The organism is Paraburkholderia piptadeniae (assembly GCF_900007165.1).
GTDB lineage: Bacteria > Pseudomonadota > Gammaproteobacteria > Burkholderiales > Burkholderiaceae > Paraburkholderia > Paraburkholderia piptadeniae.
On record NZ_CYGY02000002.1, the window covers coordinates 37,097 to 62,275 of the forward strand.

Annotated in this window: 23 protein-coding genes; 15 read left to right on the forward strand and 8 right to left on the reverse strand. The window is 63.3% G+C overall.

Going from position 1 to position 25,179, the window contains the following annotated elements:
- Positions 1-7: 7 nt before the first annotated feature.
- The 6 genes from xerC (at position 8) to hslU (ending at position 6,863) form a co-directional block, all read left to right on the forward strand.
- The gene (gene xerC, locus BN2476_RS00515) at positions 8-931 is read left to right on the forward strand and encodes a tyrosine recombinase XerC (RefSeq protein ID WP_087732208.1); all 924 of its coding nucleotides are present in this window, start codon (positions 8-10) and stop codon (positions 929-931) included.
- 85 nt (positions 932-1,016) lie between these two features.
- Positions 1,017-2,246 carry a class I SAM-dependent rRNA methyltransferase gene (locus BN2476_RS00520; protein WP_087732209.1) on the forward strand — a complete coding sequence of 410 codons (1,230 nt, stop codon included), beginning with the start codon at positions 1,017-1,019 and terminating at the stop codon, positions 2,244-2,246.
- 169 nt (positions 2,247-2,415) lie between these two features.
- The gene (locus BN2476_RS00525) at positions 2,416-3,495 is read left to right on the forward strand and encodes a CobW family GTP-binding protein (protein WP_173819569.1); all 1,080 of its coding nucleotides are present in this window, start codon (positions 2,416-2,418) and stop codon (positions 3,493-3,495) included.
- Positions 3,496-4,105: 610 nt separating this feature from the next.
- The gene (gene dksA / locus BN2476_RS00530) at positions 4,106-4,525 is read left to right on the forward strand and encodes an RNA polymerase-binding protein DksA (RefSeq protein ID WP_085228454.1); all 420 of its coding nucleotides are present in this window, start codon (positions 4,106-4,108) and stop codon (positions 4,523-4,525) included.
- A gap of 451 nt (positions 4,526-4,976) precedes the next feature.
- A complete protein-coding gene (gene hslV / locus BN2476_RS00535; RefSeq protein ID WP_087732211.1) occupies positions 4,977-5,513 on the forward strand; it encodes an ATP-dependent protease subunit HslV in 537 nt (178 codons plus the stop codon).
- A gap of 9 nt (positions 5,514-5,522) precedes the next feature.
- Positions 5,523-6,863 (forward strand): ATP-dependent protease ATPase subunit HslU, encoded by a 1,341-nt coding sequence (gene hslU / locus BN2476_RS00540; protein WP_087732212.1) that lies wholly within the window; start codon positions 5,523-5,525, stop codon positions 6,861-6,863.
- Between the two features lie 129 nt (positions 6,864-6,992).
- On the opposite strand, the gene BN2476_RS00545 is transcribed toward hslU, so the two are convergent.
- Both BN2476_RS00545 and BN2476_RS00550 read right to left on the reverse strand, forming a co-directional pair.
- Positions 6,993-7,535, reverse strand: coding sequence for a response regulator transcription factor (locus BN2476_RS00545; protein ID WP_087732213.1), 543 nt, complete (start codon positions 7,533-7,535; stop codon positions 6,993-6,995).
- Entirely contained in the window at positions 7,532-8,836 is a 1,305-nt protein-coding gene (locus tag BN2476_RS00550) for an ATP-binding protein (protein WP_087732214.1), read from the reverse strand. The genes BN2476_RS00545 and BN2476_RS00550 overlap by 4 nt, the downstream gene beginning before the upstream one ends.
- Positions 8,837-8,938: 102 nt before the next feature.
- Between BN2476_RS00550 and BN2476_RS00555 the strand changes: the two genes are divergently transcribed.
- A complete protein-coding gene (locus BN2476_RS00555; RefSeq protein ID WP_087732215.1) occupies positions 8,939-10,573 on the forward strand; it encodes a tetratricopeptide repeat-containing glycosyltransferase family protein in 1,635 nt (544 codons plus the stop codon).
- 5 nt (positions 10,574-10,578) lie between these two features.
- Here the strand turns inward: BN2476_RS00555 and BN2476_RS00560 are convergent, their stop codons facing one another.
- Positions 10,579-10,824, reverse strand: coding sequence for a cysteine-rich CWC family protein (locus BN2476_RS00560; protein ID WP_087732216.1), 246 nt, complete (start codon positions 10,822-10,824; stop codon positions 10,579-10,581).
- 347 nt (positions 10,825-11,171) lie between these two features.
- Here BN2476_RS00560 and argB point away from each other — a divergent pair, with 347 nt between their 5' ends.
- From argB to BN2476_RS00595, 7 genes are all read left to right on the forward strand, one after another.
- Positions 11,172-12,071, forward strand: coding sequence for an acetylglutamate kinase (argB, locus tag BN2476_RS00565; protein ID WP_087732217.1), 900 nt, complete (start codon positions 11,172-11,174; stop codon positions 12,069-12,071).
- Positions 12,072-12,314: 243 nt separating this feature from the next.
- On the forward strand, positions 12,315-13,118 hold the full coding sequence (locus BN2476_RS00570) for a pyrimidine 5'-nucleotidase (RefSeq protein ID WP_087732218.1): 804 nt from the start codon (positions 12,315-12,317) through the stop codon (positions 13,116-13,118).
- Positions 13,085-13,750: a nucleoid occlusion factor SlmA gene (slmA, locus tag BN2476_RS00575; RefSeq protein WP_087732219.1), complete on the forward strand. Its 666-nt coding sequence runs from the start codon at positions 13,085-13,087 to the stop codon at positions 13,748-13,750. Before BN2476_RS00570 ends, slmA begins: the two co-directional genes overlap by 34 nt.
- A 308-nt stretch (positions 13,751-14,058) precedes the next feature.
- Positions 14,059-15,204 (forward strand): homoserine O-succinyltransferase MetX, encoded by a 1,146-nt coding sequence (gene metX / locus BN2476_RS00580; protein WP_087732220.1) that lies wholly within the window; start codon positions 14,059-14,061, stop codon positions 15,202-15,204.
- Positions 15,201-15,809, forward strand: coding sequence for a methionine biosynthesis protein MetW (metW, locus tag BN2476_RS00585; protein WP_087732221.1), 609 nt, complete (start codon positions 15,201-15,203; stop codon positions 15,807-15,809). Before metX ends, metW begins: the two co-directional genes overlap by 4 nt.
- 13 nt (positions 15,810-15,822) lie before the next feature.
- A complete protein-coding gene (locus tag BN2476_RS00590; protein ID WP_087732222.1) occupies positions 15,823-17,217 on the forward strand; it encodes an AmpG family muropeptide MFS transporter in 1,395 nt (464 codons plus the stop codon).
- Positions 17,217-18,422, forward strand: coding sequence for a M48 family metallopeptidase (locus tag BN2476_RS00595; RefSeq protein WP_087732223.1), 1,206 nt, complete (start codon positions 17,217-17,219; stop codon positions 18,420-18,422). Before BN2476_RS00590 ends, BN2476_RS00595 begins: the two co-directional genes overlap by 1 nt.
- Before the next feature lie 11 nt (positions 18,423-18,433).
- On the opposite strand, the gene BN2476_RS00600 is transcribed toward BN2476_RS00595, so the two are convergent.
- The 5 genes from BN2476_RS00600 to gatC form a co-directional block, all read right to left on the reverse strand.
- Positions 18,434-19,213 carry an exodeoxyribonuclease III gene (locus BN2476_RS00600; RefSeq protein WP_087732224.1) on the reverse strand — a complete coding sequence of 260 codons (780 nt, stop codon included), beginning with the start codon at positions 19,211-19,213 and terminating at the stop codon, positions 18,434-18,436.
- 43 nt (positions 19,214-19,256) lie between these two features.
- On the reverse strand, positions 19,257-20,093 hold the full coding sequence (locus BN2476_RS00605) for a PPK2 family polyphosphate kinase (protein WP_087732285.1): 837 nt from the start codon (positions 20,091-20,093) through the stop codon (positions 19,257-19,259).
- A 159-nt stretch (positions 20,094-20,252) separates the two neighbouring features.
- A complete protein-coding gene (gene gatB / locus BN2476_RS00610) occupies positions 20,253-21,740 on the reverse strand; it encodes an Asp-tRNA(Asn)/Glu-tRNA(Gln) amidotransferase subunit GatB (protein ID WP_087732225.1) in 1,488 nt (495 codons plus the stop codon).
- A gap of 3 nt (positions 21,741-21,743) precedes the next feature.
- Entirely contained in the window at positions 21,744-23,246 is a 1,503-nt protein-coding gene (gene gatA, locus BN2476_RS00615) for an Asp-tRNA(Asn)/Glu-tRNA(Gln) amidotransferase subunit GatA (protein ID WP_087732286.1), read from the reverse strand.
- A 156-nt stretch (positions 23,247-23,402) separates the two neighbouring features.
- Entirely contained in the window at positions 23,403-23,702 is a 300-nt protein-coding gene (gene gatC / locus BN2476_RS00620; RefSeq protein WP_087732226.1) for an Asp-tRNA(Asn)/Glu-tRNA(Gln) amidotransferase subunit GatC, read from the reverse strand.
- A gap of 377 nt (positions 23,703-24,079) precedes the next feature.
- Between gatC and BN2476_RS00625 the strand changes: the two genes are divergently transcribed.
- Positions 24,080-25,123, forward strand: coding sequence for a rod shape-determining protein (locus BN2476_RS00625; RefSeq protein ID WP_004189550.1), 1,044 nt, complete (start codon positions 24,080-24,082; stop codon positions 25,121-25,123).
- The last annotated feature ends 56 nt before the right edge of the window (positions 25,124-25,179 follow it).

The window sequence follows — 25,179 nt, forward strand, 5'->3', positions numbered from 1 at the left end:
TCGCCACGTGACATCCGCCGATCCGATCGCCATCTATCTGTCGAGCCTCGAGCACGAGCGGCGGTTGTCGGCGCACACGCTGCGCGCCTACACGCACGAACTCGACGAACTGAAGAAGCTCGCCAACGGACGGCCGTTCGAAAGCCTCACGGCCACCGACATCCGCGGCGCCGTCGCACGCGCGCATTCAGGCGGCCTGTCGGCGCGCTCGATCGGACATCGGCTGTCGGCGTGGCGCGCGTTCTATCGCTGGCTCGCGGGAAGGATCGATTTACCCGCGAACCCCGTCGCCACCGTGCGCGCGCCGAAGCGCGCGAAAACGCTGCCGAAAGCGTTGTCCGTCGACGACGCGCACACGCTGATGGAATCCCCCGCGACGGCCACGGCCGAAGGGCTGCGCGATCACGCGATGCTCGAGCTGTTCTACTCGTCGGGCTTGCGGCTCTCGGAACTGGTCGGCCTCGACGTGCATTTCGTGGATGCCGACGGCTACCGCTCGGCGGGCTGGCTCAAGCTCAACGATGCGGAAGTCGAAGTGCTCGGCAAGGGCAACCGGCGGCGCTCGGTGCCTGTCGGCAGCAAGGCGCTCGATGCGCTGCGCGCGTGGCTTGCCGTGCGCGGCGAGCTGGTGAAGCACGATCCGCATCCGCTGTTTCTGTCGGCGCGCGGCAACCGGATGTCGCCGAACGTCGTGCGCGAACGCGTGAAGCGCGCGGCGCTCACAGCGGGCATTCCGGCGAACGTCCATCCGCACGTGCTGCGCCATTCGTTCGCGACGCACGTGCTGCAATCGAGCGGCGATCTGCGCGCCGTGCAGGAACTGCTCGGTCACGCGAGCATTGCCGCTACCCAGGTGTACACGGGGCTCGATTTCCAGCACCTCGCGCGAATCTACGACCAGGCGCATCCGCGCGCAAAAAAACGCGACTGACGCGGCTGGCGCTTTGCCGGCAACCAGTCATATCCGCTTTGCCGCTTCGCGCGGCACATTGTTCCGCTGAAATTCTCACGAAGTCATGAATACCGTTACGCTGAAACCGTCGAAAGAGAAATCGCTCCTGCGCCGCCATCCGTGGGTCTACGCGAATGCGATCGATCGCGTCGACGGCAAGCCCGCCCCCGGCGCGACCGTGCTGGTGCGCGCGCACGACGGCCGCTTCCTCGCGCGCGCCGCGTGGAGCCCGCATTCGCAGATCCGCGCGCGCGTTTGGAGCTTCGACGAAAACGAACCCGTTGATCACGCGTTCTTCAAGCGCCGCGTGCAGCGCGCGCTTGCGCATCGTCAGGCGATGGTGCGCGGCACGGGCGCGGTGCGGTTGATCTTCGGCGAGGCGGACGGCCTGCCGGGGCTGATCGTCGATTACTACATCGCAGATGACGCAACGAACCCGGTCGCGTTGGCGGATGCGGGCAAGCGCGGCCAGATCGTCTGCCAGTTCATGGCGGCGGGCGTCGAAGCGTGGAAGGATGCGATCGTGCAGGCGCTGACGGGCGCGACGGGATGCCCGAACGTCTATGAGCGCTCCGACGTGTCGATCCGCCAAAAGGAAGGGCTCGACCAGACGACGGGCGTGCTCGCCGGCGACGCGCCACCCGAAACGATGATCGTCAGCGAGAACGGCGTGCGCTATCACGTCGACGTGCGCAACGGCCACAAGACGGGCTTCTACGTCGATCAACGCGACAACCGCGCACTGGTGCAGGATCTGTCGAACGATCGCGACGTGCTGAACTGCTTCTGCTACACGGGCGGCTTTTCGCTCGCGGCGCTCAAGGGCGGCGCGAAGCGCGTCGTGTCGATCGACTCGTCGGGCGAAGCGCTGGCAGTCGCGAAGCAGAACGTGGCGGCCAACGGCTTTGACGCGCAGCGCGCCACATGGCTCGACGCAGACGCGTTCAAGACGCTGCGCCGCCTGTACGACGACGGCGAGCGTTTCGACCTCGTCGTGCTCGATCCGCCGAAGTTCGCGCCGTCGCGCGAGCACGTGGACCGCGCCGCGCGTGCATACAAGGACATCAACCTGACAGGGCTCAAGCTGCTGCGGCCGGGCGGGCTGCTGTTCACGTATTCGTGCTCGGGCGCGATCGATGCTGAACTGTTCCAGAAGATCGTCGCGGGCGCGGCCGCCGATGCGCGCGTCGATGCGCGCATCCTCAAGCGGCTGGGCGCGGGCGTCGATCATCCGCTGCTGACGGCGTTCCCCGAAGGCGAATATCTGAAAGGCCTATTGTTGCAAACCGCCTGATCGCCCATAGTTAGGCGTTTATTTCCCTGGCAGCGACGGGGCTTTAACGGCCCGGCAGCGGCGCCCCGGCAGTTATGCTTCAATATTCCGCTGAATTCCTGCGGTTCGGGCCGTGCGCGGTCCGCACTCCAGATTGACGAACACAAGGCGACTTCACATGGCGAACAACATGATCCCAGTCACTATCCTGACCGGCTTCCTCGGCAGCGGCAAAACCACGCTGCTCAAGCGCATCCTGAACGAGAAGCACGGCATGAAGATCGCCGTGATCGAGAACGAGTTCGGCGAAGAGAACATCGACAACGACATCCTCGTTCAGGACACGGGCGAGCAGATCATCCAGATGAGCAACGGCTGCATCTGCTGCACGATTCGCGGCGACCTGTCGCGCGTGCTCGGCGACCTCGCCGCGCAGAAGCAGGAAGGCAAGCTCGATTTCGACCGCGTCGTGATCGAGACGACGGGCCTCGCCAATCCGGGCCCCGTCGCGCAGACGTTCTTCATGGATAACCAGATCGCCGACGAATTCCTGCTCGACGCGATCATCACGCTCGTCGATGCGAAGCACGGCGATCAGCAGCTCGACGAGCACGAAGTCGTGCAGCGCCAGGTCGGCTTCGCGGACCGCCTGTTCTTGACGAAGGCCGATCTCGTCGACGACGCGACGCTCGGCGATCTGCGTCACCGCCTGCTGCACATGAATCCGAAGGCGCAGATTCGCGTGGTGAACTTCGGCGAAGCGGACATCAAGGAAGTCTTCGATCTGCGCGGCTTCAACCTGAACGCGAAGCTGGAAATCGACCCGGACTTCCTCGCGGAGGACGAGCACGGCCACGCGCATGATCACGACCACGACCACGATCATGATCACGCGAACTGCGATCACGATCATGACCACTGCAATCACGAAGGTCACGATCACGGGCATCACCACCATCACGCGCATCACGACGACAAGATCAAGTCGTTCGTTTTCCGCAGCGATCGCCCGTTCGATCCGAACAAGCTCGAAGACTTCCTCGGCGGCATTCTGCAGATTTATGGCGAGCGTCTGCTGCGCTACAAGGGCGTCCTTTACATGAAGGGCGTCGATCGCAAGGTCGTGTTCCAGGGCGTGCATCAGATGATGGGCAGCGATCTCGCGGCCAAGTGGCAGCCCATTGAGAAGAAGACGAACAAGATGGTGTTCATCGGCATCGAGTTGCCGCAAGATCTGATCACCGACGGGCTCGAAGCCTGCCTCGTCTAAGCCGGTCTTATCGTTCTCTTGCGCGGGGCAGGCGTTTTAGGTCTGCCCCAACCGCCATTTCCTCGCCGCTGGCGCACGAAAATCGATTCAAACGTGCAGGCACGGCAATTAAACAGCCGGTTCCCGGTCAAAGCACGTGAAAACCCTGTTGTGAGAATACGTGTACGACCATCGCTTTTTAGTGAACAGCGCGTTATATTTTCACGATAAGTGGAGTTTGCGGCAGGGATTTCCCCCGCTTGCGGTTTCGTATTGTGATTCAGTTACAATACGGCCCCACTGGAGAAAGAGAACGATTTTGCCCGGTCTAAAACGCGTAGCCGCGTCGCAGCCGTGCCGGGCCTGAAAACGGCGCCGGAAAATCTCATCCGGGGATATCGCCGATAGCCGGCCGGCACACTCCGGCTCATAACGCGCTGCCGGGAAGCATTGCCTCAGGAGCATTTGAAGAATCGGTTTCCAGAGGAGTTCGGCCCCGCAACGGCGCTTCGGCGTCACGACAGCCCACCGTCCGTGTTCGCCGGCGCTCAATCGAGCGTCATCGAGGCGCCTTTGCGGGCAACACGAAAGTGCGGGCAATGATTTGCCTCACATTGAAGAAGCAAGCCAGATGACGACGAAACGACTCTTGACCGAAGCCGAAATCCTGAAGATGAGCGACAAGGATTACATGAATGAGGATCAGCTCGCTTTCTTCAAGAACCGGCTCGAACAGCTGCAGGCGGAAATCCTCCGCAACGCCGGCCAGACCACCGAAAATCTGCGCGAAACCGTGATCGTGCCGGACCCGGCCGACCGCGCGACGATCGAGGAAGAGCATGCGCTGGAACTGCGCACGCGCGACCGCGAGCGCAAGCTGCTGAAGAAGGTTCAGCAGTCGCTTGCGCGCATCGAATCGGGCGAATACGGCTGGTGCGAGGAAACGGGCGAGCCGATCGGGATTCCGCGCCTGCTTGCGCGGCCGACGGCGACCCTGTCGCTCGAAGCGCAGGAACGCCGCGAATTGCGCCAGAAGCTGTTCGGCGACTGATCGCCCGACGGCGCGGTTTTCGGGGTCCGCGCCCCATAGACGCTTCGTGAGAGGCGCACGGTGACCGTGCGCCTCTTTTCTTTTGTAAAGCCGATCTTTCACGATGTCTGCGCCCATATCGACTCGCCATTCATGCGGCAATCGGTAAATGCGCATCGCATCGACCGTGATGCCAAGCGACGCCAGCACCTTTTACCGCTGAATCGGCCGGGCTCTTTTTCTGCTTTTCTCAAGCTGTCGAGACTTCCGCTCTTGATATGGCAGCGCCCGCCCTAAAATAAATCGGACATGCGTTGCACGCGCGCGCGGCACCTGGCATCGCGCGGCGTCCGCTCCCGGATTCCGTGGTGGCGCATCGGCGCCTCCGCGTCCTCTCTGTCGGCCGAAGTCGGTGCTTTGGCGCTTGCTTCGGCCCCACGCAATTAATTGCGGTTTTGCAAAAGGAACGCATATGGAGCAATTTCACGGCACGACGATCGTTTCCGTGCGTCGCGGCGACAAGGTCGCGCTCGGCGGCGACGGCCAGGTCACGCTGGGCAACATCGTCATGAAAGGCGGCGCGAAGAAAGTCCGGCGCATCTACAACGGCAAGGTGCTGGTCGGCTTCGCGGGCGGCACGGCCGACGCCTTCTCGCTGCTCGACCGCTTCGAAGCGAAGCTCGAAAAGCATCAGGGCAATCTCACGCGCGCAGCCGTCGAGCTGGCGAAAGACTGGCGCACCGACCGGATGCTGCGCCGTCTCGAAGCGATGCTGATCACGGCCGACGCGACCACAACGCTAGTCATCACCGGCAACGGCGACGTGCTCGATCCCGAGGGCGGCATCTGCGCGATCGGCTCGGGCGGCGCGTACGCGCAGGCCGCAGCGAGGGCGCTCGCGGACAATACGGATCTTTCGCCGCGCGACATCGTCGAAAAGGCGCTGGTGATTGCCGGCGACATGTGTATCTACACGAACCACAACCGCGTCATCGAGACGATCGAGTAAGGACACACGATGAGCACCATGACTCCCGCCGAGATCGTCTCGGAACTCGACAAGCACATCATCGGCCAGCATCGCGCGAAGAAAGCCGTCGCGGTGGCGCTGCGCAACCGCTGGCGCCGCCAGCAGGTCGCCGAGCCACTGCGCCAGGAAATCACGCCGAAGAACATTCTGATGATCGGGCCGACGGGCGTCGGCAAGACGGAAATCGCGCGGCGTCTCGCGAAGCTCGCGGACGCGCCGTTCATCAAGATCGAAGCGACCAAGTTCACGGAGGTCGGTTATGTCGGCCGCGACGTCGACAGCATCGTGCGAGACCTGATGGAAATCGCTGTCAAGCAGACGCGCGAGACCGAAATGCGCAAGGTCCGCACGAAGGCCGAAGACCTCGCCGAAGACCGCATCCTCGATATCCTGCTGCCGGGCGCACGCACGGTCGGCTTCGGCTCGGGCCACGAAGCGAGCGGCGACGAATCGAACACGACGCGTCAGACGTTCCGCAAGCGCCTGCGCGAAGGGCAGCTCGATGACAAGGAGCTCGAGCTCGATATCGAGATGCCACAACCGGCGATGGACATCATGGGACCGCCGGGCATGGAAGACATGACCGAGCAGATCCGTTCGATGTTCGCGAATCTCGGCGGCGGCAAGAAGACGCGCCGCAAGGTGAAGGTGAAAGAAGCGCTGAAGCTCCTCACCGACGAAGAAGCCGCGAAGATGCTGAACGACGAAGAGGTCAAGGCGAGGGCCGTGCAGAACGTCGAGCAGAACGGCATCGTGTTCCTCGATGAAATCGACAAGATCGCGTCGCGCAGCGAAGCAGGCGGCGGCGAAGTCTCGCGTCAGGGCGTGCAGCGCGATCTGCTGCCGCTCGTCGAAGGCACGACGATCAGCACGAAGTATGGGATGGTGAAGACCGATCACATCCTGTTCATCGCGAGCGGCGCGTTCCATCTCGCGAAGCCGAGCGACCTGATCCCCGAACTGCAAGGCCGCTTCCCGATTCGCGTTGAACTCGATTCGCTGTCGGTGAAGGACTTCGAATCTATTCTCGTCGCCACCGATGCAAGCCTCGTCAAGCAATACCAGGCGTTGCTCGAGACGGAAGACGTGCACCTCGAATTCGCCGACGACGGCATCCGCCGTCTCGCGGAAATCGCCTACTCGGTGAACGAGAAGACGGAAAACATCGGTGCGCGCCGTCTCTATACGGTGATCGAGAAGCTGCTCGAAGATGTGTCGTTCTCGGCGGGCAACCACGCGGGCAAGAGCGTCGTGATCGACGCGACGTATGTCGATCGCGCGCTGAACGACGTCGCGCAAGACGAGGATCTGTCGCGCTACGTGCTCTGATTCGCGCGCGTCTCGTCGGCAAGCACGCGAGCGAAGAACCAGGCGAAACGGGCGGCGCTCCGCGAGGAGCGTCGCCCGTTTTCACATGCGCAGCAGCTATCTATCGAGCTCGATGCAACTGCGAAGGCATCATTGCTTGACGGGCCGCTTCGCCAGCTTGCGCTGCAACGTGCGTCGATGCATGTTCAACGCGCGCGCCGTCGCCGAAATGTTGCCGCCGTTTTCCGCGAGCACGCGCTGGATGTGCTCCCACTCGAGCCGCGCCACCGACAGCGGCACCGGCTTCTCGATGGCCTCTTCGGCTTGCAGCACGCTTGCTTCCGTTTGCAGCGCGGAGAGAATCGTCTCGACGTTCGCGGGCTTCGCCAGATAGTTGTCCGCGCCATCCTTCACCGCCTGCACCGCCGTCGCGATGCTCGCGTAGCCCGTCAGCACCAGCATTCTCGCGTCGGGCTGCAGGTCGCGCAGCGGCGCGACGAGATTCAGACCCGAGTCGTTGCCCAGATGCAGGTCGACCGTGATCTGCCCGAACTTCTGCTGATTCGCGAGGCGGATCGCTTCGTCGGCATTGTGCGCTTCGGACACCGTGAAGCCCCGGCGCGTCAAACCGCGTGCGAGGATGCCGGAGAACACTTCGTCGTCGTCGATCACCAGAAAATTCTTGTCGCTCATGCTTGTTTCTCCGTATTGGACGACGCGGCGCCGTGCCGGCCCGCGCCCGTTTGCTCGCGGGCCAGAGGCAACCGCAACACTGCGCGCGTTCCGCGCGGCTTGATTTCACTGACATCGGTGAGCTCGATCGATCCGCCGAGCCGCGCCGCCGCCGAAAACGCCAGATACAGCCCGACGCCATGCCCGCCTTGCGTGCTGTCGACGGGCGCCGCGCCGAGCACGCTGCGCAACGACGCCGGCACGCCCGGCCCCGCGTCGCAGACTTCGAACTCGATCGAATCATGCGGAGCGAGCTTCGCGGCCAGCGTCACATGATCGCGGCTCGCGCGCGCGGCGTTGTCGAGCAGGATCGTGAGAATCTGGCTGACGGCAACCGTGTCGTCGATAGAGACGTCGGCGGGCGGCTCGACCAGGCGCTCGAATTTGACGTGCGGATGGCGCAGCCGCCACTGATCGGCGAACGAGCCAAGCCACTCGTCGACACGCTGGCGGCTGCCTTGCGTCGACGCGCGGCTGCGCAGACGCGCGAGCGCCGATTTGCACAAGGCCATCTGCTGGTCGAGGATGTCGAGATCGGCGATGTAGGGCTCGAGGCCGGCGTCGGTGCGCGCGGCATCGCGCAGTTCCTCGGTGAGCATCGCGATCGTCGAAAGCGGCGTGCCGATCTCGTGCGCAACCGTCGCGGCCTGCACGCCGAGCGCCACGGCGCGCTCGTCGCGCAGCAGACGCTGTTGCGCATCGCCGAGCGCGGTATCGCGCTGACGCAGCGCGCGCGACATGCGCGCCACGAACCACGCGATCAGGCCGACGCTCACCATGAAGTTCACCCACATGCCGGCGCGGTAGTAGTCGAACAGGTTCGCGGGATTGTCGAGATTGAGCGGCACCGATTCGAAGCCGAGCACGGCATAACAGGCGACCGCGAACGCCGCGAGCCATGCCATCAGATGCCATGGCAACACGGCGGCAGCAATCGCCAGCGACGGTAGATACAGCGAGACGAACGGATTGGTCGTGCCGCCCGAGAGAAACAGCAGCGCCGACAGCGCGCCGAGATCGACCCATAGCTGCCCGAACAATTCGAGGCTCGACTCGGGCTTCTGACGCGACACGCGCAGCCACGTGAGGCCGTTGAAGACCACTTCGAGACCGATGACGAGGAGCATTGCCGGCAACGGCAGCTTCACGCCGACAAAGATCTGGACGAACGCGATCGTCACGAGCTGGCCAATGATGGCGAGACTGCGTAGCCAGAAGAGATGTCCGAGGTTGACCCGGCCGGTGAGGGTTATGCGCTGCATCCTGCAAGTTTACCTGTTGGGATCGGTCCGATACATCGCTCGGACTTCCGGAACTATAGTTTCCAGTGTCGTTTAACGTGCGCTCGCCACTCTTTACTGATAATGCTTAAAACGTCCCTTGATCCAGATCAAGTTCTTTTGGAATCCTTCCAGACATTCGTGCGTCATGCGGCCGCCGCGCAACAGCAAGGCGATCAAGCCGCGCATGACATCTGGCTTCAGGCCGCCTCTCATCTGTTTCCGACCGATCCCGACTCGGTAGACGCGATGTGCCAGCAGTTGACGGCGCGACAACGTGCCGCCCAGGCCGAATCCATTGCCCGTGCCTTCGTCGCACTTGCCCCCGGCGACGCGCGAGCGCTCTTTCGCCTTGGCTACACGCTGCAATGGATGAACCGCCACGCCGATGCTATTGCGCCGTACCGCGCGGCGCTCGCCATCGCTCCCGATTTGCACAGCCTGCGCAACAATCTGGCGGGCGCGCTGATGTCGGCCGATCCGGCGTCGACGGAGGCGCTCACGTTGCTCAGTACCGCGCTCGAACAGAATCCGGCCGACGCGAATGCGTGGATCAACCTCGGCAAAACGCACCTCGCCCGCTTCGAACTCGACAGCGCCCTCGAAGCCGAACAGCGCGCGCTCGAACTTCAGCCCGACAATCCCGTCGCGTTGGGCAATCACGGGCAGACGTTGCGGGAAGCCCAGCAGTGGGACGACGCGGAACGCTTCACATCGGCCGCGCATCGCATGGCACCGGATAACCCGTCGTACCTGTCCAATCTCAGCATGATCCACCTTCTGCGCGGCAACTATGCCGACGGCTGGCGAGAGCACGAAGCACGCTGGGACGGCTCGAAGGAACTGGCGGGAAGGCGGCCCGCGCTGCCTGGCCCCGCATGGCGCGGCGAGCCGCTCGCCGGCAAGACGCTGCTTCTCTGGGGCGAACAGGGCATGGGCGATCTGCTGCAATTCTGCCGCTACGTTCCGCTGCTCGCCGATCGCGTGCATCGCGAAGGCGGGCGCCTCGTCTGGAACTCGTTTCCGCAAATGGGCGCGCTGCTCGGCCGCACGCTCGCGCAGCACGCCGATGAGTTCACGCTGGGCGGTGGCGTCGAGATGCTGCCGAAGTTCGACTATGAAATCTCGCTGCTGTCGCTGCCCTTGCTGTTCGACACGCGAGAAGACACGATTCCGTCGACTGTTCCGTATCTGCAAGCCGATCCATCAGCCGTCGACGCATGGCGCAACCGGCTCGCGGGCGAAAAACGGCTGAAAGTAGGCCTCGTCTGGACGGGCAGCCACGGGCATCAACGTAATCCGTACCGCCGGGTCGGCCTCGAGCGTTACGTCGATTACTTCCGCGAACTCGACGACGTCGCATTCTTTTCGCTGCAACCAGGCGCAGGCGCCGATGTGGCCGCCGCGCGCACCGCGGGGCTCGATATCGCCGATCACACGGCGGCGTTCGAGACGTTCGACGACACCGCCGCGTACATCGCCGCGCTCGATCTGGTGATTACGGTGTGTACGTCGGTCGCTCATCTGAGCGGCGCGATCGGGCAGCGAACGTGGGTGCTGCTCGACGTCAATCCGCATTGGGTGTGGCTGCTCGATCGCACCGACAGCCCTTGGTATCCGACCGCGACCTTGTACCGGCAACCGCACTTCGCGCAGTGGGAACCCGTGTTCGACAAGCTGACGAGCGATCTCGCGGCGCTGGCCCGCGCGCTCCGGTAGCCGGCCTATTCGGGCGCGGCGGCCACGCCTTGCGCCGACGCGCGTTCGCGCGCGATCGCATCGGCGAGACATTCGGGGCACAAGCAGCCGGTGCCCGCCTTCAGCGCATCGGCGGGTAACTCGGGCATCGAGACGCACCAGCACGTCGACCTGTCGCCGCGCGCGCCGCAGTCGAACACGCGGCGGCAGCGCGGGCAGCGCGCGCTGGATGCTTCGGGGAATTCGGGCACTTTGGATGTGAACGGGCTCATGACAGCAGAATGAAACCGGTCGGTGACACAAACATGATGCCACTTCCGGCGAATGAGCAAAACGCCTGCCCCGTCGCGACGGGAATCGGGCCGCGCGCAGCGGTCCCGACGAACGTTCGGATCGAGTTCCATCAATCAGCACGAGAACTTCCCCGCCGGATCGCGGCCCAAAACCCTGTCCGGTGCCCGTCAGAAAGCGGTCGCTGGCCGCTCCGCAGCGCCCGTTTGCGCACTGCGGGAAAGCGGCCGCAAGCGTCGTGGCAGCACGCGTCGAAATCCCTGTTGCACCGCGCCAGTTGTGTACAATTCGGCCTTGTTTTAACCGTTTCCTCGTCCGAGCCGCCGCCATGTCCGAGATTCCCGACCTGTCCCAGATCGCACCCACGCTGAAGGCTGAAATTCTCGCCGAGGCTCTGCCCTATATTCGCCAGTACCACGGCAAGACCGTCGTCATCAAATACGGCGGCAACGCGATGACGGAAGAACGCCTGAAGCAGGGCTTCGCACGCGACGTGATCCTGTTGAAACTGGTCGGCATCAACCCGGTGATCGTGCACGGCGGCGGTCCGCAAATCGATCAGGCGTTGAAGAAAATCGGCAAGCAGGGCACGTTCATCCAGGGCATGCGCGTCACCGACGAAGAGACGATGGAAGTCGTCGAATGGGTACTGGGCGGCGAAGTGCAGCAGGACATCGTCACGCTGATCAATCACTTCGGCGGCCACGCGGTCGGTCTGACGGGCAAGGACGGCGGCCTGATCCACGCGCGCAAGCTGATGATGCCGGACCGCGACAACCCGGGCCAGTACGTCGACATCGGACAGGTCGGCGAAGTCGAGCAGATCAACCCTGCTGTGGTGAAAGCGCTGCAGGACGACGCGTTCATCCCCGTCATTTCGCCCATCGGCTTCGGTGAAGACGGTCTGTCGTACAACATCAACGCGGACCTGGTCGCAGGCAAGCTCGCCGTCGTGCTGAACGCCGAGAAGCTCGTGATGATGACGAACATCCCCGGCGTGATGGACAAGGAAGGCACGCTGCTGACGGATCTGTCGGCGCGCGAAATCGACGCGCTGTTCGCGGACGGCACGATCTCGGGCGGCATGCTGCCGAAGATCTCGTCGGCACTCGACGCCGCGAAGAGCGGCGTGCGTTCGGTGCACATCATCGACGGCCGCATCGAACATTCGGTGCTGCTCGAAATCCTGACGGAACAACCGTTCGGCACGATGATCCGCTCGCACTGAGCGCATCGCGCGTCGGTCGGGCCACCGCGTCTTTACGCGGCATCTGAGCTACAAAGTAAGGTACAAAACATCACGCGAAGCACGGCACGCTGGCCGCCGTGCTTCGCAGAAGGCATACTGGTCTTCGGTCTTTTCGCGCGGCACGCTGCGCTGTCTCACGCTTCTTCCCCGCACGCATCGCGCGGCGCCTGCTTCGCACCGCAGCCGTCGTTACCCTGCGCGCGACATATCACGCGTCACATCATGCGCACTTCCCGTCCGAAGCGTCGTCGGCCGCAGATTCACGCCGGCAATCCAGTCTGGCTGTTCGATCTCGACAACACGTTGCATCACGCGTCGCATGCGATCTTCCCGGCGATCAACACGGCGATGACGCAATACATCATCGATACACTGCAGGTGGAGCGTGACGAGGCGAACCGTCTGCGCACCGGCTACACGCAGCGCTACGGCGCGGCGCTGCTCGGGCTCACGCGCCATCATCCCGTCGATCCGCATGACTTCCTGAAAGTCGTTCATACGTTCCCCGATCTGCGCTCGATGCTTCGCGGCGAACGCGGCCTGAAGCGACTCGTCGATGCGCTGCCTGGCCGCAAGATCGTGCTGACCAACGCGCCCGAAGCGTATGCGCTCGACGTGCTGAAAGAGCTGGGCATCGAGCGGCTGTTCGAGCGCGTGATCGCGATCGAGCACATGCGGGACCAGCGCATGTGGCGCGCGAAGCCCGATCACGCGATGTTGCGCCGTGCGATGCGCGACGCGCACGTGCGTCTCGCCGATGCGATTCTCGTCGAAGACACGCGCAGCCATCTGAAGAACTATCGGCGGCTCGGCATCCGCACGGTGTGGATCGTCGGGCATTTGCCGCGTCCGAGGCGCGCGGACGGCAGCCTTGCGCGTCTGCCGGGAACGGGCCGCCCGCACTATGTCGACCGCCGGATTCGTTCGCTAAAATCATTGAGACTGGGCACCCGCGCGGGACGAGAGGCCGGCCTACAACAGGGACGACAGACATGCAGCCTATTCGCAAGCATGACGAGGACGTAACCGAAGAGCAGTCGACCACCGCGCGCGCCACGCGCATGAAGCCCGGCGAGCGGCGCGTGCACATCCTCCAGACGCTCGCCGCGATGCTGGAGGCCCCGAAGAACGAAAAGATCACCACAGCGGCACTCGCGGCGCGCATCGGCGTATCGGAGGCCGCGTTGTATCGTCATTTCGCGAGCAAGGCGCAGATGTTCGAAGGGCTGATCGAGTTCATCGAGCAGACGCTGTTCGGGCTCATCAACCAGATCGTCGCAAAGGAGCCCAACGGTGTGTTGCAGGCGCGCGCGATCGCGCTCACGCTGCTCAACTTTTCCGCGAAGAATCCGGGCATGACGCGCGTGCTGACGTGCGAAGCGCTTGTCGGCGAGCATGAGAGGCTCACCGAACGGGTCAACCAGCTGCTCGAACGCGTCGAGGCGTCACTCAAGCAATGTCTGCGGCTCGGGCTGATGGATGCGTCGAACCAGAACGAGCCAAACACGATACCGCTTCCCGCCGACTACGATCCCGTCGTGCGCGCGAACCTGCTGCTCAGCTACATCGTCGGACGTTGGCATCGCTATGTGCGCAGCGGCTTCGCGCGCGCACCCATCGAACAGGCCGACGCGCAGTTGCGGCTGATCCTCCAGTGAGTCGAGTTCAGTGATGATCGGGCATGTTAGGCCGGCGAACCCGCCGCAGCTCGCGTGTCCGTCGTTCCGCCGATTTTCCCGCGTATTTTCCGCTATACTTTGCGCTTGACCGTTTCTGACGGTCCAAATAAAGCAGTACAAGCGCGCCGATTTGCTGACTCGATTGCGGGCGCGCGAACCAGCAGATGTGATCTATCGGTCCTCGCGGTTCACTATAAATGCGGCTAAAGAGGTCGTCAGCCGCGCACATTCTTCCTCCGCGCAATCGCCGACACCATTTAGCCGCCCCATGTCAGAAGGCGGAATGAATGGAATCGATCGGGATCGTCGCTCCACAAACAATGCATTTCTCCGAGCCGCTGCGCCTGCAAAGCGGCAGCTCGCTCGCGAATTACGACCTCGTGGTCGAAACGTATGGCACGCTCAACGCCGCGCGCAGCAATGCCGTGCTCGTGTGCCACGCGCTCAACGCGTCGCATCACGTCGCGGGCGTCTATGCGGATGATCCGAAGAACGTCGGCTGGTGGGACAACATGGTCGGTCCCGGCAAGCCGCTGGATACGAACCGCTTCTTCGTGATCGGCGTGAACAACCTGGGCTCGTGTTTCGGCTCGACGGGCCCAATGAGCATCGATCCGTCGACGGGTCGCCCGTATGGCGCGAGCTTTCCCGTCGTGACCGTCGAAGACTGGGTGAACGCGCAAGCGCTCGTGGCCGACGCGTTCGGCATCGAGAAATTCGCCGCGGTGATGGGAGGCAGCCTCGGCGGCATGCAGGCGCTCGCGTGGAGCATGATGTATCCGGACCGGCTCGCGCATTGCATCGTGATTGCATCGACGCCAAAGCTGTCCGCGCAGAACATCGCGTTCAACGAGGTGGCGCGCTCGTCGATCCTGTCCGACCCTGACTTTCACGGCGGCGACTACTACGCGCACGGCGTAAAGCCGAAGCGCGGCCTGCGCGTCGCGCGGATGATCGGCCACATCACGTATCTGTCCGATGACGACATGGCCGCGAAGTTCGGCCGTGCGCTGCGCCGCGCAGAAGGCGCGGAGGACGTGTACAACTTCAACTTCGACGTCGAGTTCGAAGTGGAATCGTATCTGCGCTATCAGGGCGAGAAGTTCGCCGATTATTTCGACGCGAACACGTATCTGCTGATCACGCGTGCGCTCGACTATTTCGACCCCGCCAAGGCCTACGACGGCGACCTCACGGCCGCGCTCGCGCACACGAAGGCGAAGTACCTGATCGCGAGCTTCGCGACCGACTGGCGTTTCGCGCCCGCGCGCTCGCGCGAGCTGGTGAAGGCGCTGCTCGATCACAAGCGTCAGGTGACGTACGGCGAGATCGACGCGCCGCACGGCCACGACGCCTTCCTTCTCGACGACGCGCGCTATCACAACCTGATGCGCGCCTACTACGAACGCATTGCAGCAGAGGTGAACGCATGAACGAGCGCGCTTTCGATTATCTTGCGACGCGCCCCGATTTCCGCGCGATCGCCCGCTGGGTCGAACCACGCGCGACGGTGCTCGATCTGGGCTGCGGCGACGGCTCGCTGCTGTCTCTGCTCACCGAAGAACTCGAAGTCAGCGGCTACGGCATCGAGATCAACGATGCGGGCGTGCTTGCGTCGACGAAAAACGGCATCAACGTGATCCAGCAGAATCTGGAAGACGGCTTGCGTCTTTTCGAAGACGGCAGCTTCGATTTCGCGATCCTCTCCCAAACGCTGCAGACCATTCATCAGACGGCCGCGATCCTGCGCGAGACCGTGCGTGTCGGCAAGGAATGCATCGTTTCGTTCCCGAACTTCGGGTATTGGGCACACCGTCTGTCGGTATTGAAGGGACGCATGCCCGTGTCGAAGTCGCTGCCTTATCAGTGGCACAACACGCCGAACGTGCGCGTGCTGACGATCAAGGACTTCGAGGCGCTCGCGCCCGAAGTCGGTATCGAGATTCTCGATCGCGTGGTGCTGCACGGCGGACAGGCGGTGCGTTGGGGCGTGAACTGGCGTGGTAGTCTTGCGGTCTATCGCGTCAAGAAAAGCTAACGTCACTCAACTCATGTCGAACCCGCCACACGAGGCGCCCGCACTTACCGCTCACGAAGAACATCCAGGCTGGCGCGCGTTTCTCAACGCGCGCATGCTGATCTGCGTCTTCCTCGGCTTCACGTCGGGGTTGCCGCTCTTCACGCTCGTCTATCTCGTCCAGGCCTGGCTGCGCTCCGAAGGCGTGAACCTGAAGGAAATCGGCCTGTTCGCGCTGATCCAGTTTCCCTATACGTGGAAATTCGTCTGGGCGCCGCTGATGGACCGCTACGTACCGCGTCTGCCAGGCTGGCAACCGGGGCGCCGGCGCGGCTGGATGCTTGTCACGCAGATTCTCGTCGCCGTTGCGATTGCGTCGCTCGGCATCGTGTCGCCGCGCGATTCGATCTGGACGGTCGCCGCGCTGACAGCACTCGTCGCGTTCTTCGGGGCGAGCCAGGACATTTCCATCGACGCCTATCGGCGCGAACTGCTGCACGACACCGAGCAGGGCCTCGGCAACGCGGTGCATGTGAACGCGTACAAGGTCGCGGCGCTCGTGCCCGGTTCGCTCGCGCTGATTCTCTCCGATCATCTGCCGTGGGCGACCGTGTTCATCGTGACGGCGGCGTTCATGCTGCCCGGCATGGTCATGACGCTCGTCGTGCGCGAGCCCGAAGTGCACGGCGCGCCGCCGAAGAATCTGCGCGACGCCATCATCGAACCGTTTCATGAATTCATTCTGCGCGACGGCTGGCGCGGCGCGCTGTTCGTGCTCGGCTTCATCTTCCTGTACAAGCTCGGCGATACGATGGCGACCACGCTGTCCACGTCGTTCTTTCTCGACGTCGGTTTCTCGCGCACGCAGATCGGCGTGATCGCGAAAACGACGGCGTTCGGTGCAAGCCTCGCGGGCGGCATCATCGGCGGCATCGCGCTGATGCGCATCGGCATCGGCCGCGGGCTTTGGATCTTCGGCATCCTGCAGATGGTGTCGACGCTCGGCTTCGCGTGGCTTGCGCATGTCGGGCCGACGTCGCCGGGGCTGACCGTCGTCTACGACATCGCCGTCGCGCTGAGCGCGGCCACGACGAAGCTACTGTCGCTGCTCGGCATCGGTTGGACGGTGCAACTCGATCCGATGTCGGTTGCGCTTGCGCTCGTCTATGGCCTCGAAACGTTCGCGACGGGCCTGACACTTGCTGCGTTCACCGCATACATCGCGAGCACCACCGACCCACGCTATACGGCGACGCAATTCGCGCTCTTCACGTCGCTGGCTTCCGTGCCGCGCACGCTCGCATCAGCGGCGAGCGGCTTCCTCGTCGCGCGAATCGGCTGGTTCGACTACTTCATCGTCTGCACGGCGCTCGCTTTGCCCGGCATGCTACTGTTGTTCCGGATCGCCCCTTGGAGAAAGCAGTCGTGATGTTGTTCGCGTCACGGCGCGCAGCCAATCGATCGGCCCTGCGCGCCCGTTCCGCTCAGGCTCCTGCATATCGCGTGCTCGCGCGCGTGCATGCGTTGCATCTGGCCGTCGGCGCTGCGTGCGTGATGTTGGGCGCTGCGCCGTGGCAGGCGCGCGCCGCCGACACCGCGTCGAATGTCAGCGCGCCGCCCGCCGCGAATGCACCCTCCGCACCCGCTGCTCCTTCGGCGCCATCGGCACCGTCTGCGCCGTCAGCACCCAAGCCGGAATCGGCGGCATCCGCCGCGTCGGGCGCATCGGCGCCATCGACTACGGGCTCCGCGCCGCCGCCCGCGCCCGTCACGGCGCGCAATCCCGCGCCCGCTTCCGCGGCGTCGGCGCCGGCCGCGTTCCAGCCGAACCAGCAGTTGCGCTATGGCAACTACGCGGTGTTTCGCAATCTGATTCCATCGCCGATGCTGGAAGCCCAATCCGCTGAGGAATTCGATCAGATCGCGCGCGGCGCCGAACACATGAACCGGCTTTATCCGCCATCGGATGCGCGCGTGACTCGCGTGCAGTCGATCGTCGACAAGCTGATCCCCTTTTCGCTGAAGTGGAGCGATCGCGCGAAGAACTGGAAGTGGGACATCGCGGTGCTGCGCTCATCGGACATTCGTGCGTATTGCCTGCCGGGCGGCAAGATCGTCATTTATGGGGGCATGCTCGACAAGGTGCGCCTGAACGACAACGAACTCGGCGTGCTGCTCGGTCACGAGATCGCGCATGCGCTGCGCGAGCACGCGCGCGAGCGTCTCGGCGAACAGCAGGCCGCACAACTGGGCTCGGGGGCCATGCCGCCGCTCTTCGGCCTCGCGGATCTCGGCGAGGCGCCGCTCGGCATCGGCACGCAGCTGCTGGAAATGAAGTACGAACGCGCCGACGAAACGGAAGCGGATGTGATCGGCAGCGAGATTGCGTCGCGTGCGGGCTTCGATCCGCGCGCGGCGATCACACTATGGGACAAGCTCGCCGTCGCGACGCGCAATAACCGCGATCAGGGCTTCATCTACGTGCATCCGTACAACCCGGCGCGCCGCGCGGACATCATGAAGCGCCTGCCCGACATGCTGCCGCTGTACGCGAAGGCAATCGGCAAGACGGTCGATGCGCTGCCCGACTACGCGGGCATCGGCCGCCCGCGCCGTACGACCGCGAGCGACTGACGCGCGAGCGATTATTTCGCGAGCTTGTGGTTGTAGTCGATGGTCAGCGGCGCGTGATCGCTGAACTTGATGTCGCGGAAAATCGAGGTCTTTTTCGCGGTGGCCGCAATGCCCGGCGTCGCGATCTGATAGTCGATACGCCACCCGACGTTCTTCGCATACGCCTGGCCGCGATTGCTCCACCACGTGTATTGCTCGGGCCGCGGGTCGAGCGTGCGGAACACGTCGACGTAACCGACGTCGTCGAAGAGCTTCGTGAGCCAAGCGCGTTCTTCCGGCAGACAGCCCGAATTCTTCTGGTTGCCCTTCCAGTTCTTGATGTCGATTTCCTTGTGCACGATGTTCACGTCGCCGCACAGGATCACTTCGCGCTCCTGCGACAGCTCGGAGAGATGCGGCATGAACACGTCCATGAAACGGTACTTGGCCTGCTGACGGTCGTCGCCGCTCGACCCCGACGGCACATACACCGAAATCACCGACAGATTGCCGAAACGCGCCTCCACGTAGCGCCCTTCGGGATCGAACTCTTCGCTGCCGAATCCGATCACGACTTCGTCCGGCTCGTGACGCGTATAAACGCCCGCTCCGCTATAGCCCTTCTTCACCGCATGCTGGAAATAGCCGGTAAAGCCGTGCGGCGCGAGGAATTCCGGCGTCATGTCGTCCTGCGAGCATTTGATTTCCTGCACGCACACGACATCGGCCTTCTGCTCGCCGAACCACTCGAAAAAGCCTTTCTTGGCTGCCGAACGAATGCCGTTCAGGTTGGCGGTGATCACACGCAACATGTTTTTCCTTCGTTATGTTTTCGTTTATTCGGCGACGTGAAGCTCATTCGACTATCACGCCTTTCAGCGATTCTTTGGCGGGCGGGAATTCCAGCTTCAGCGACTCGAATGTGCGCAGCAGCAGCTCGCCGACCATCACGTTGCGATGCGTCTTCGAGTCGGCGGGTATCACATACCACGGCGCGTATTCCGTCGATGTCGCCTCGAGTGCCTCCTCGTACGCGACCTGATACTTGTCCCACAGCTTGCGTGCGTCGAGATCGGACACATCGAATTTCCAGTGCTTCGTCGGATCGTCGATGCGCGCCTGCAACCGCTCGCGCTGCTCGTCCTTCGATATGTGCAGCATGCACTTGACGATCGTCGTGCCGCTTTCCGCAAGCATCCGCTCGAAGTCGCGAATGTGCGCGTAGCGGCGAAGGCGTTCGTCCTTGTCCAGCGAGCCGAGAACATACGGCACGAGCACGTCTTCGTAGTGGCTGCGATTGAAGATCGTCAGTTCGCCGGCAGCGGGCGCCTGCGCGTGCACGCGCCACAGAAAGTCGTGCGCGAGCTCGATCGGCGTCGGCGCCTTGAACGGCACGATGCGCAAGCCGAGCGGATCGACTTCATGAAACACGGCGCGTATCGTGCCGTCCTTGCCGCTCGTGTCCATCCCTTGCAGCACCAGCAGCACGCGCTGAACGCGCTGCGCATGCAGACGCTCCTGCTGCGCGTCGAGCAGCACGCCGATTTCAGCGAGACGTTCGCGATCGGTCTCCTTCGAGCCCGTTGAAAACGGCTTCGACGACGGATCGATGCTGGCGAGAGAAGACTTCGACTTGTTGCCGTCGTCGAAAAAGGGCACACGATATCCGTCGAGACCGTTCTTCTTTGCCATTGCTGTTTTCTCCTGTTTATCCTTCACGGGCGGCACGTCACGCCGATTGAAAAGCAAACGGGCCGTTGCGCCACTTTCGATGCGACAACAGCCCGTCATGGCCCGCGCGCGATACGCTGCGCGCAAGAGCCGATCCCGCTACCGATCCCAATGCAATGCTCAGCCCAGCTTCTTCCTCAACAGCTCGTTGACCTGCTGCGGATTCGCCTTGCCCTTGGTCGCCTTCATCGCCTGACCGATCAGCGCGTTAAACGCTTTCTCCTTGCCCGCGCGGAATTCTTCAACCGACTTCTGGTTAGCGGCGAGCACCTCGTCGATAATCGCTTCGAGCGCGCCTGTATCCGAAATCTGCTTGAGCCCCTTCGCTTCGATGATGCGGTCTGCGGCGGCTTCGTCGGTGGCCTTCTCTTCCCAGATCGAAAGGAAGATTTCCTTCGCGATCTTGTTCGAGATCGTGCCGTCGGCGATACGTTGCAGCACCAGCGCGAGTTGCGAGGCCGAAACGGGGCTGTCGGCGATGTCGAGGCCTTCGCGGTTCAGTTGCGACGACACTTCGCCCATCAGCCAGTTCGCCGCGACCTTCGCCTGGGCTTTGTCTTTATCTGCGCCGACTTTCGCCACCACGGCTTCGTAGTACTCGGCCATCGCCTTGCTCGACGTGACGACGCCGGCATCGTACGACGTCAGGCCGTACTGCTCGACGAAACGCTTCTGCATCGCAGCGGGCAGTTCCGGCAATTCGCCCTTCACGCGCTCGACCCACGACGCGTCGATCACGAGCGGCATCAGATCGGGATCGGGGAAATAGCGGTAGTCGTGGGCGTCTTCCTTGCTGCGCATCGAACGCGTTTCGCGCTTGTCCGGATCGTACAGACGCGTCTCCTGCACCACCGTGCCGCCGTCTTCGATCAGCTCGATCTGACGGCGCACTTCGTACTGGATCGCTTCTTCGAGGAAGCGGAACGAGTTCAGGTTCTTGATCTCGGCGCGCGTGCCGAATTCCTTCTGGCCGAACGGACGCACCGACACGTTCGCATCGCAGCGGAACGAGCCTTCCTGCATGTTGCCGTCGCAGATGCCGAGCCACACGACGAGACCATGCAACGCCTTCGCATACGCAACGGCTTCAGCGGCGCTGCGCATTTCCGGCTCGGTGACGATTTCGAGCAGCGGCGTGCCGGCGCGATTCAGGTCGATGCCCGTCATGCCGGCGAAGTCTTCGTGCAGCGACTTGCCCGCGTCCTCTTCGAGGTGAGCGCGCGTCAGGTTGATGGTCTTTTCGTACGCCGGGACACCGGCCTTTTCGTTCGCGGGCACCTGGATCGTGATCTGCCCGCCCTGCACGACGGGGATCTCGTACTGGCTGATCTGATAGCCCTTCGGCAGATCAGGGTAGAAGTAGTTCTTGCGCGCAAAGATGCTGCGCGGTGCGATCGTCGCGTCGATCGCGAGACCGAACTGGATCGCGCGCTCGACGGCGCCCTTGTTCATCACGGGCAGCACGCCCGGCAACGCCAGATCGACGGCGCAGGCCTGCGTGTTGGCCTCGGCGCCGAACTGCGTGGCCGCGCCCGAGAAAATCTTCGAGACCGTCGACAGTTGCGTGTGCGTCTCGAGACCGATGACGACTTCCCATTGTGTTGTCATAACTCAAACTCCCGCCGGCGCCTTGCGATGCCAGTCGGTGACGCGCTGGAACGCGTCCGCCACCTGGAGCATGCGTGCTTCGTTGAAATAGTTGCCGATGATCTGCAAGCCGACGGGACGCTGCGCATTCGCGCCCGCGCCGAAGCCGCACGGCACGCTCATGCCGGGCAGGCCAGCGAGGCTTACCGACAGCGTGTAGATGTCCGCGAGATACATCTGCACAGGGTCGTCGCCCTTCGCGCCGATATCCCACGCGACCGACGGCGCGACGGGGCCCATGATCACATCGCACTTCCTGAACGCTTCCTGGAAGTCCTGCGCGATGATGCGGCGGATCTTCTGCGCCTGCAGGTAATACGCATCGTAGTAGCCGTGCGACAGCACATACGTGCCGACCAGAATGCGGCGCTTCACTTCGGGACCGAAGCCTTCCGCGCGCGACTTCTTGTACATGTCGAGCAGATCGCGATACTCGGCCGCGCGATGGCCGTAACGCACGCCATCGAAACGCGACAGGTTCGACGACGCTTCCGCCGGCGCAATCACGTAGTAGACGGGAATCGACAGCTCCGTCTTCGGCAGCGACACTTCGACGAGCGTCGCGCCGAGCGCTTCGTATTGCTTCAATGCGGCGTCGATGGACGCGCGCACGTCGTCGGCGAGGCCCGCGCCGAAGTACTCCTTCGGCAGGCCGATGCGCAAGCCCGCGAGCGGCTTGCCGGCGGCATCGCCTGAGTTGTTCGCGCCCGACCACGCCTGGCCGAGGTAGCGCGTGTAGTCTTCGTGATCGTGCGTGAGGCTCGTCGAATCGCGCTCGTCGAAGCCCGCCATTGCGTTGAGCAGCAGCGCGCAGTCGGTGGCCGTGTGCGCCATCGGACCGCCCTGATCGAGCGACGATGCGAACGCGATCATCCCGTAACGCGACACGCGTCCGTACGTCGGCTTGATACCCGTGATGCCGGAGAACGAAGCGGGCTGACGGATCGAGCCGCCCGTATCCGTGCCCGTCGCGGCGGGCGCGAGGCGCGCGGCGACGGCCGCCGCCGATCCGCCCGACGAACCGCCCGGCACGGCCTTGCGATCCCACGGGTTCTGCACCGGGCCGAAGTGCGAATTCTCGTTCGACGAGCCCATCGCGAACTCGTCCATATTGGTCTTGCCAACGCACACCATGCCCGCGCGCGCGAGACGCTCGACGACGGTTGCATCGAACGGGCTCACGTAGTTTTCGAGCATCTTCGAGCCGGCCGTCGAACGCCAGTTGCGCGTGACGAACACGTCCTTGTGCGCGATGGGCAGGCCCGTCAGCGGGCCAGCGTTGCCCGCGGCGAGCTGGGCGTCGGCGGCTTGCGCCTGCGCGAGCGTCTGCTGCTCGTCGACGTGAACAAATGCGTTCAGCGCGCCATGGTCTGCGATGCGCTTCAGATACGTCTGCGCCAGTTCGACTGCGGAGCATTGCTTCGCGTCGAGCGCGGCACGCAGTTCGGTCAAGCTTTTCTCATGCATTGCGTTATTCCTGAAAAGCGCGACGGCGCGATGCGCCGCCGTGTTGGCATCCGGCCGCCCGCCGGCAGGCCGGGCCGAAAAAAGCGGGCCGTGTTGCGCGCGCAACGTCGCACGCGTGACACAGAACCCTGTGCTTAATCACGCCTGCTCGGGCGCTTACTCGATGACCTTCGGCACCAGATACAGGCCGTCCTGCACAGCAGGCGCCGGACGCTGGTATTCATCGCGATTCACGCTTTCGGTAACGGCGTCGTTGCGCAGACGCAGCGCCACGTCTTCGATCTGCTCGATGGGGTGGGCGAGTGGCGCGATGCCCGTCGTGTCGACCGCCTGCATCTGCTCGACAAGACCAAAGAAATCGTTGAGCTGCGCGAGCGTGTGCTGGGCGTCGGCATCGGGCAATTCGAGCCGTGCGAGATGGGCGATGCGTTTCACATCGGTCAGGGTCAAGGCCATGCAATCACCGGAATAGTGCGGTCTGCCGCAACGATGAAAAACGATGCTGCGACAGCAGGTTAGGTCATTGGAGCAGGCCCTCGAAATTGGGGCCGGCGACGGCAAAAAGTGCCGCTCGTTTCCTTTAAATCAAGCAAAATTATAAGGTATCATTACGCGTTCGACCCAAACCCGGACCGACTTACCAAGGCCTTTCTGGCATTTTCAGAGATCGCTGAACGACAGATCTGCTGCCTTGCTATAGCCTCCGGTGCGTTTTCCTCGCAGTTTCATGCTTTCCACGGCCGCAACGGCTGAACGTGAGGCTGCTAACTTTATTCCGCTGCCGCCCTATGCATACGATGCGAGGCCCGGCCCCCAGCGAGACAGGATTTTGAATGTTCGGTTTTTTGCGCAGCTATTTCTCCAACGATCTGGCCATTGACCTCGGCACTGCCAACACGCTCATCTATATGCGTGGCAAAGGTATCGTTCTCGACGAGCCGTCCGTCGTTTCGATTCGCCAGGAAGGCGGCCCGAATGGCAAGAAGACCATTCAGGCAGTCGGCAAGGAAGCAAAGCAGATGCTCGGCAAGGTGCCGGGCAACATCGAGGCGATCCGCCCGATGAAGGACGGCGTGATCGCCGACTTCACCGTGACGGAACAGATGATCAAGCAGTTCATCAAGACCGCGCACGAATCGCGCATGTTCTCGCCGTCGCCGCGCATCATCATCTGCGTGCCGTGCGGCTCGACGCAGGTCGAGCGCCGCGCAATCAAGGAAGCGGCACACGGCGCGGGCGCATCGCAGGTCTATCTGATCGAAGAGCCGATGGCGGCTGCAATCGGCGCGGGTCTGCCGGTGTCGGAAGCAACGGGCTCGATGGTCGTCGATATCGGCGGCGGCACGACGGAAGTCGGCGTGATCTCGCTGGGCGGCATCGTGTACAAGGGCTCGGTGCGCGTCGGCGGCGACAAGTTCGACGAAGCGATCGTCAACTACATTCGCCGCAACTACGGCATGCTGATCGGCGAACAGACGGCCGAAGCCATCAAGAAGGAAATCGGCTCCGCGTTCCCGGGCTCCGAAGTCAAGGAAATGGAAGTGAAGGGCCGCAACCTGTCGGAAGGCATTCCGCGCAGCTTCACCATTTCGAGCAACGAAATTCTCGAAGCGCTGACCGATCCGCTGAACCAGATCGTGTCGTCGGTGAAGATCGCGCTGGAACAGACGCCGCCGGAACTGGGCGCTGACATCGCCGAACGCGGCATGATGCTGACGGGTGGCGGCGCGCTGCTGCGCGACCTCGACCGTCTGCTGGCAGAAGAAACCGGCCTGCCCGTGCTGGTCGCCGAAGATCCGCTGACGTGCGTCGTGCGCGGCTCGGGCATGGCGCTCGAACGCATGGACAAGCTCGGCAGCATCTTCTCGTACGAGTAAGCTTGTCAGTCCCCATGTCGGCAACACGCACTGAAAGGCTGGCTCCGCCAGCCTTT

What these genes read in the sequence shown, in the direction of transcription:
- BN2476_RS00520 (WP_087732209.1), top strand. Translation starts at nt 1,017, where the DNA reads ATGAATACCGTTACGCTGAAACCGTCGAAAGAGAAATCGCTCCTGCGC.
- BN2476_RS00525 (WP_173819569.1), top strand. Translation starts at nt 2,416, where the DNA reads ATGATCCCAGTCACTATCCTGACCGGCTTCCTCGGCAGCGGCAAAACC.
- dksA (WP_085228454.1), top strand. Translation starts at nt 4,106, where the DNA reads ATGACGACGAAACGACTCTTGACCGAAGCCGAAATCCTGAAGATGAGC.
- hslV (WP_087732211.1), top strand. Translation starts at nt 4,977, where the DNA reads ATGGAGCAATTTCACGGCACGACGATCGTTTCCGTGCGTCGCGGCGAC.
- hslU (WP_087732212.1), top strand. Translation starts at nt 5,523, where the DNA reads ATGAGCACCATGACTCCCGCCGAGATCGTCTCGGAACTCGACAAGCAC.
- BN2476_RS00545 (WP_087732213.1), bottom strand. Translation starts at nt 7,535, where the DNA reads ATGAGCGACAAGAATTTTCTGGTGATCGACGACGACGAAGTGTTCTCC.
- BN2476_RS00550 (WP_087732214.1), bottom strand. Translation starts at nt 8,836, where the DNA reads ATGCAGCGCATAACCCTCACCGGCCGGGTCAACCTCGGACATCTCTTC.
- BN2476_RS00555 (WP_087732215.1), top strand. Translation starts at nt 8,939, where the DNA reads ATGCTTAAAACGTCCCTTGATCCAGATCAAGTTCTTTTGGAATCCTTC.
- BN2476_RS00560 (WP_087732216.1), bottom strand. Translation starts at nt 10,824, where the DNA reads ATGAGCCCGTTCACATCCAAAGTGCCCGAATTCCCCGAAGCATCCAGC.
- argB (WP_087732217.1), top strand. Translation starts at nt 11,172, where the DNA reads ATGTCCGAGATTCCCGACCTGTCCCAGATCGCACCCACGCTGAAGGCT.
- BN2476_RS00570 (WP_087732218.1), top strand. Translation starts at nt 12,315, where the DNA reads ATGCGCACTTCCCGTCCGAAGCGTCGTCGGCCGCAGATTCACGCCGGC.
- slmA (WP_087732219.1), top strand. Translation starts at nt 13,085, where the DNA reads ATGCAGCCTATTCGCAAGCATGACGAGGACGTAACCGAAGAGCAGTCG.
- metX (WP_087732220.1), top strand. Translation starts at nt 14,059, where the DNA reads ATGGAATCGATCGGGATCGTCGCTCCACAAACAATGCATTTCTCCGAG.
- metW (WP_087732221.1), top strand. Translation starts at nt 15,201, where the DNA reads ATGAACGAGCGCGCTTTCGATTATCTTGCGACGCGCCCCGATTTCCGC.
- BN2476_RS00590 (WP_087732222.1), top strand. Translation starts at nt 15,823, where the DNA reads ATGTCGAACCCGCCACACGAGGCGCCCGCACTTACCGCTCACGAAGAA.
- BN2476_RS00595 (WP_087732223.1), top strand. Translation starts at nt 17,217, where the DNA reads ATGTTGTTCGCGTCACGGCGCGCAGCCAATCGATCGGCCCTGCGCGCC.
- BN2476_RS00600 (WP_087732224.1), bottom strand. Translation starts at nt 19,213, where the DNA reads ATGTTGCGTGTGATCACCGCCAACCTGAACGGCATTCGTTCGGCAGCC.
- BN2476_RS00605 (WP_087732285.1), bottom strand. Translation starts at nt 20,093, where the DNA reads ATGGCAAAGAAGAACGGTCTCGACGGATATCGTGTGCCCTTTTTCGAC.
- gatB (WP_087732225.1), bottom strand. Translation starts at nt 21,740, where the DNA reads ATGACAACACAATGGGAAGTCGTCATCGGTCTCGAGACGCACACGCAA.
- gatA (WP_087732286.1), bottom strand. Translation starts at nt 23,246, where the DNA reads ATGCATGAGAAAAGCTTGACCGAACTGCGTGCCGCGCTCGACGCGAAG.
- gatC (WP_087732226.1), bottom strand. Translation starts at nt 23,702, where the DNA reads ATGGCCTTGACCCTGACCGATGTGAAACGCATCGCCCATCTCGCACGG.
- BN2476_RS00625 (WP_004189550.1), top strand. Translation starts at nt 24,080, where the DNA reads ATGTTCGGTTTTTTGCGCAGCTATTTCTCCAACGATCTGGCCATTGAC.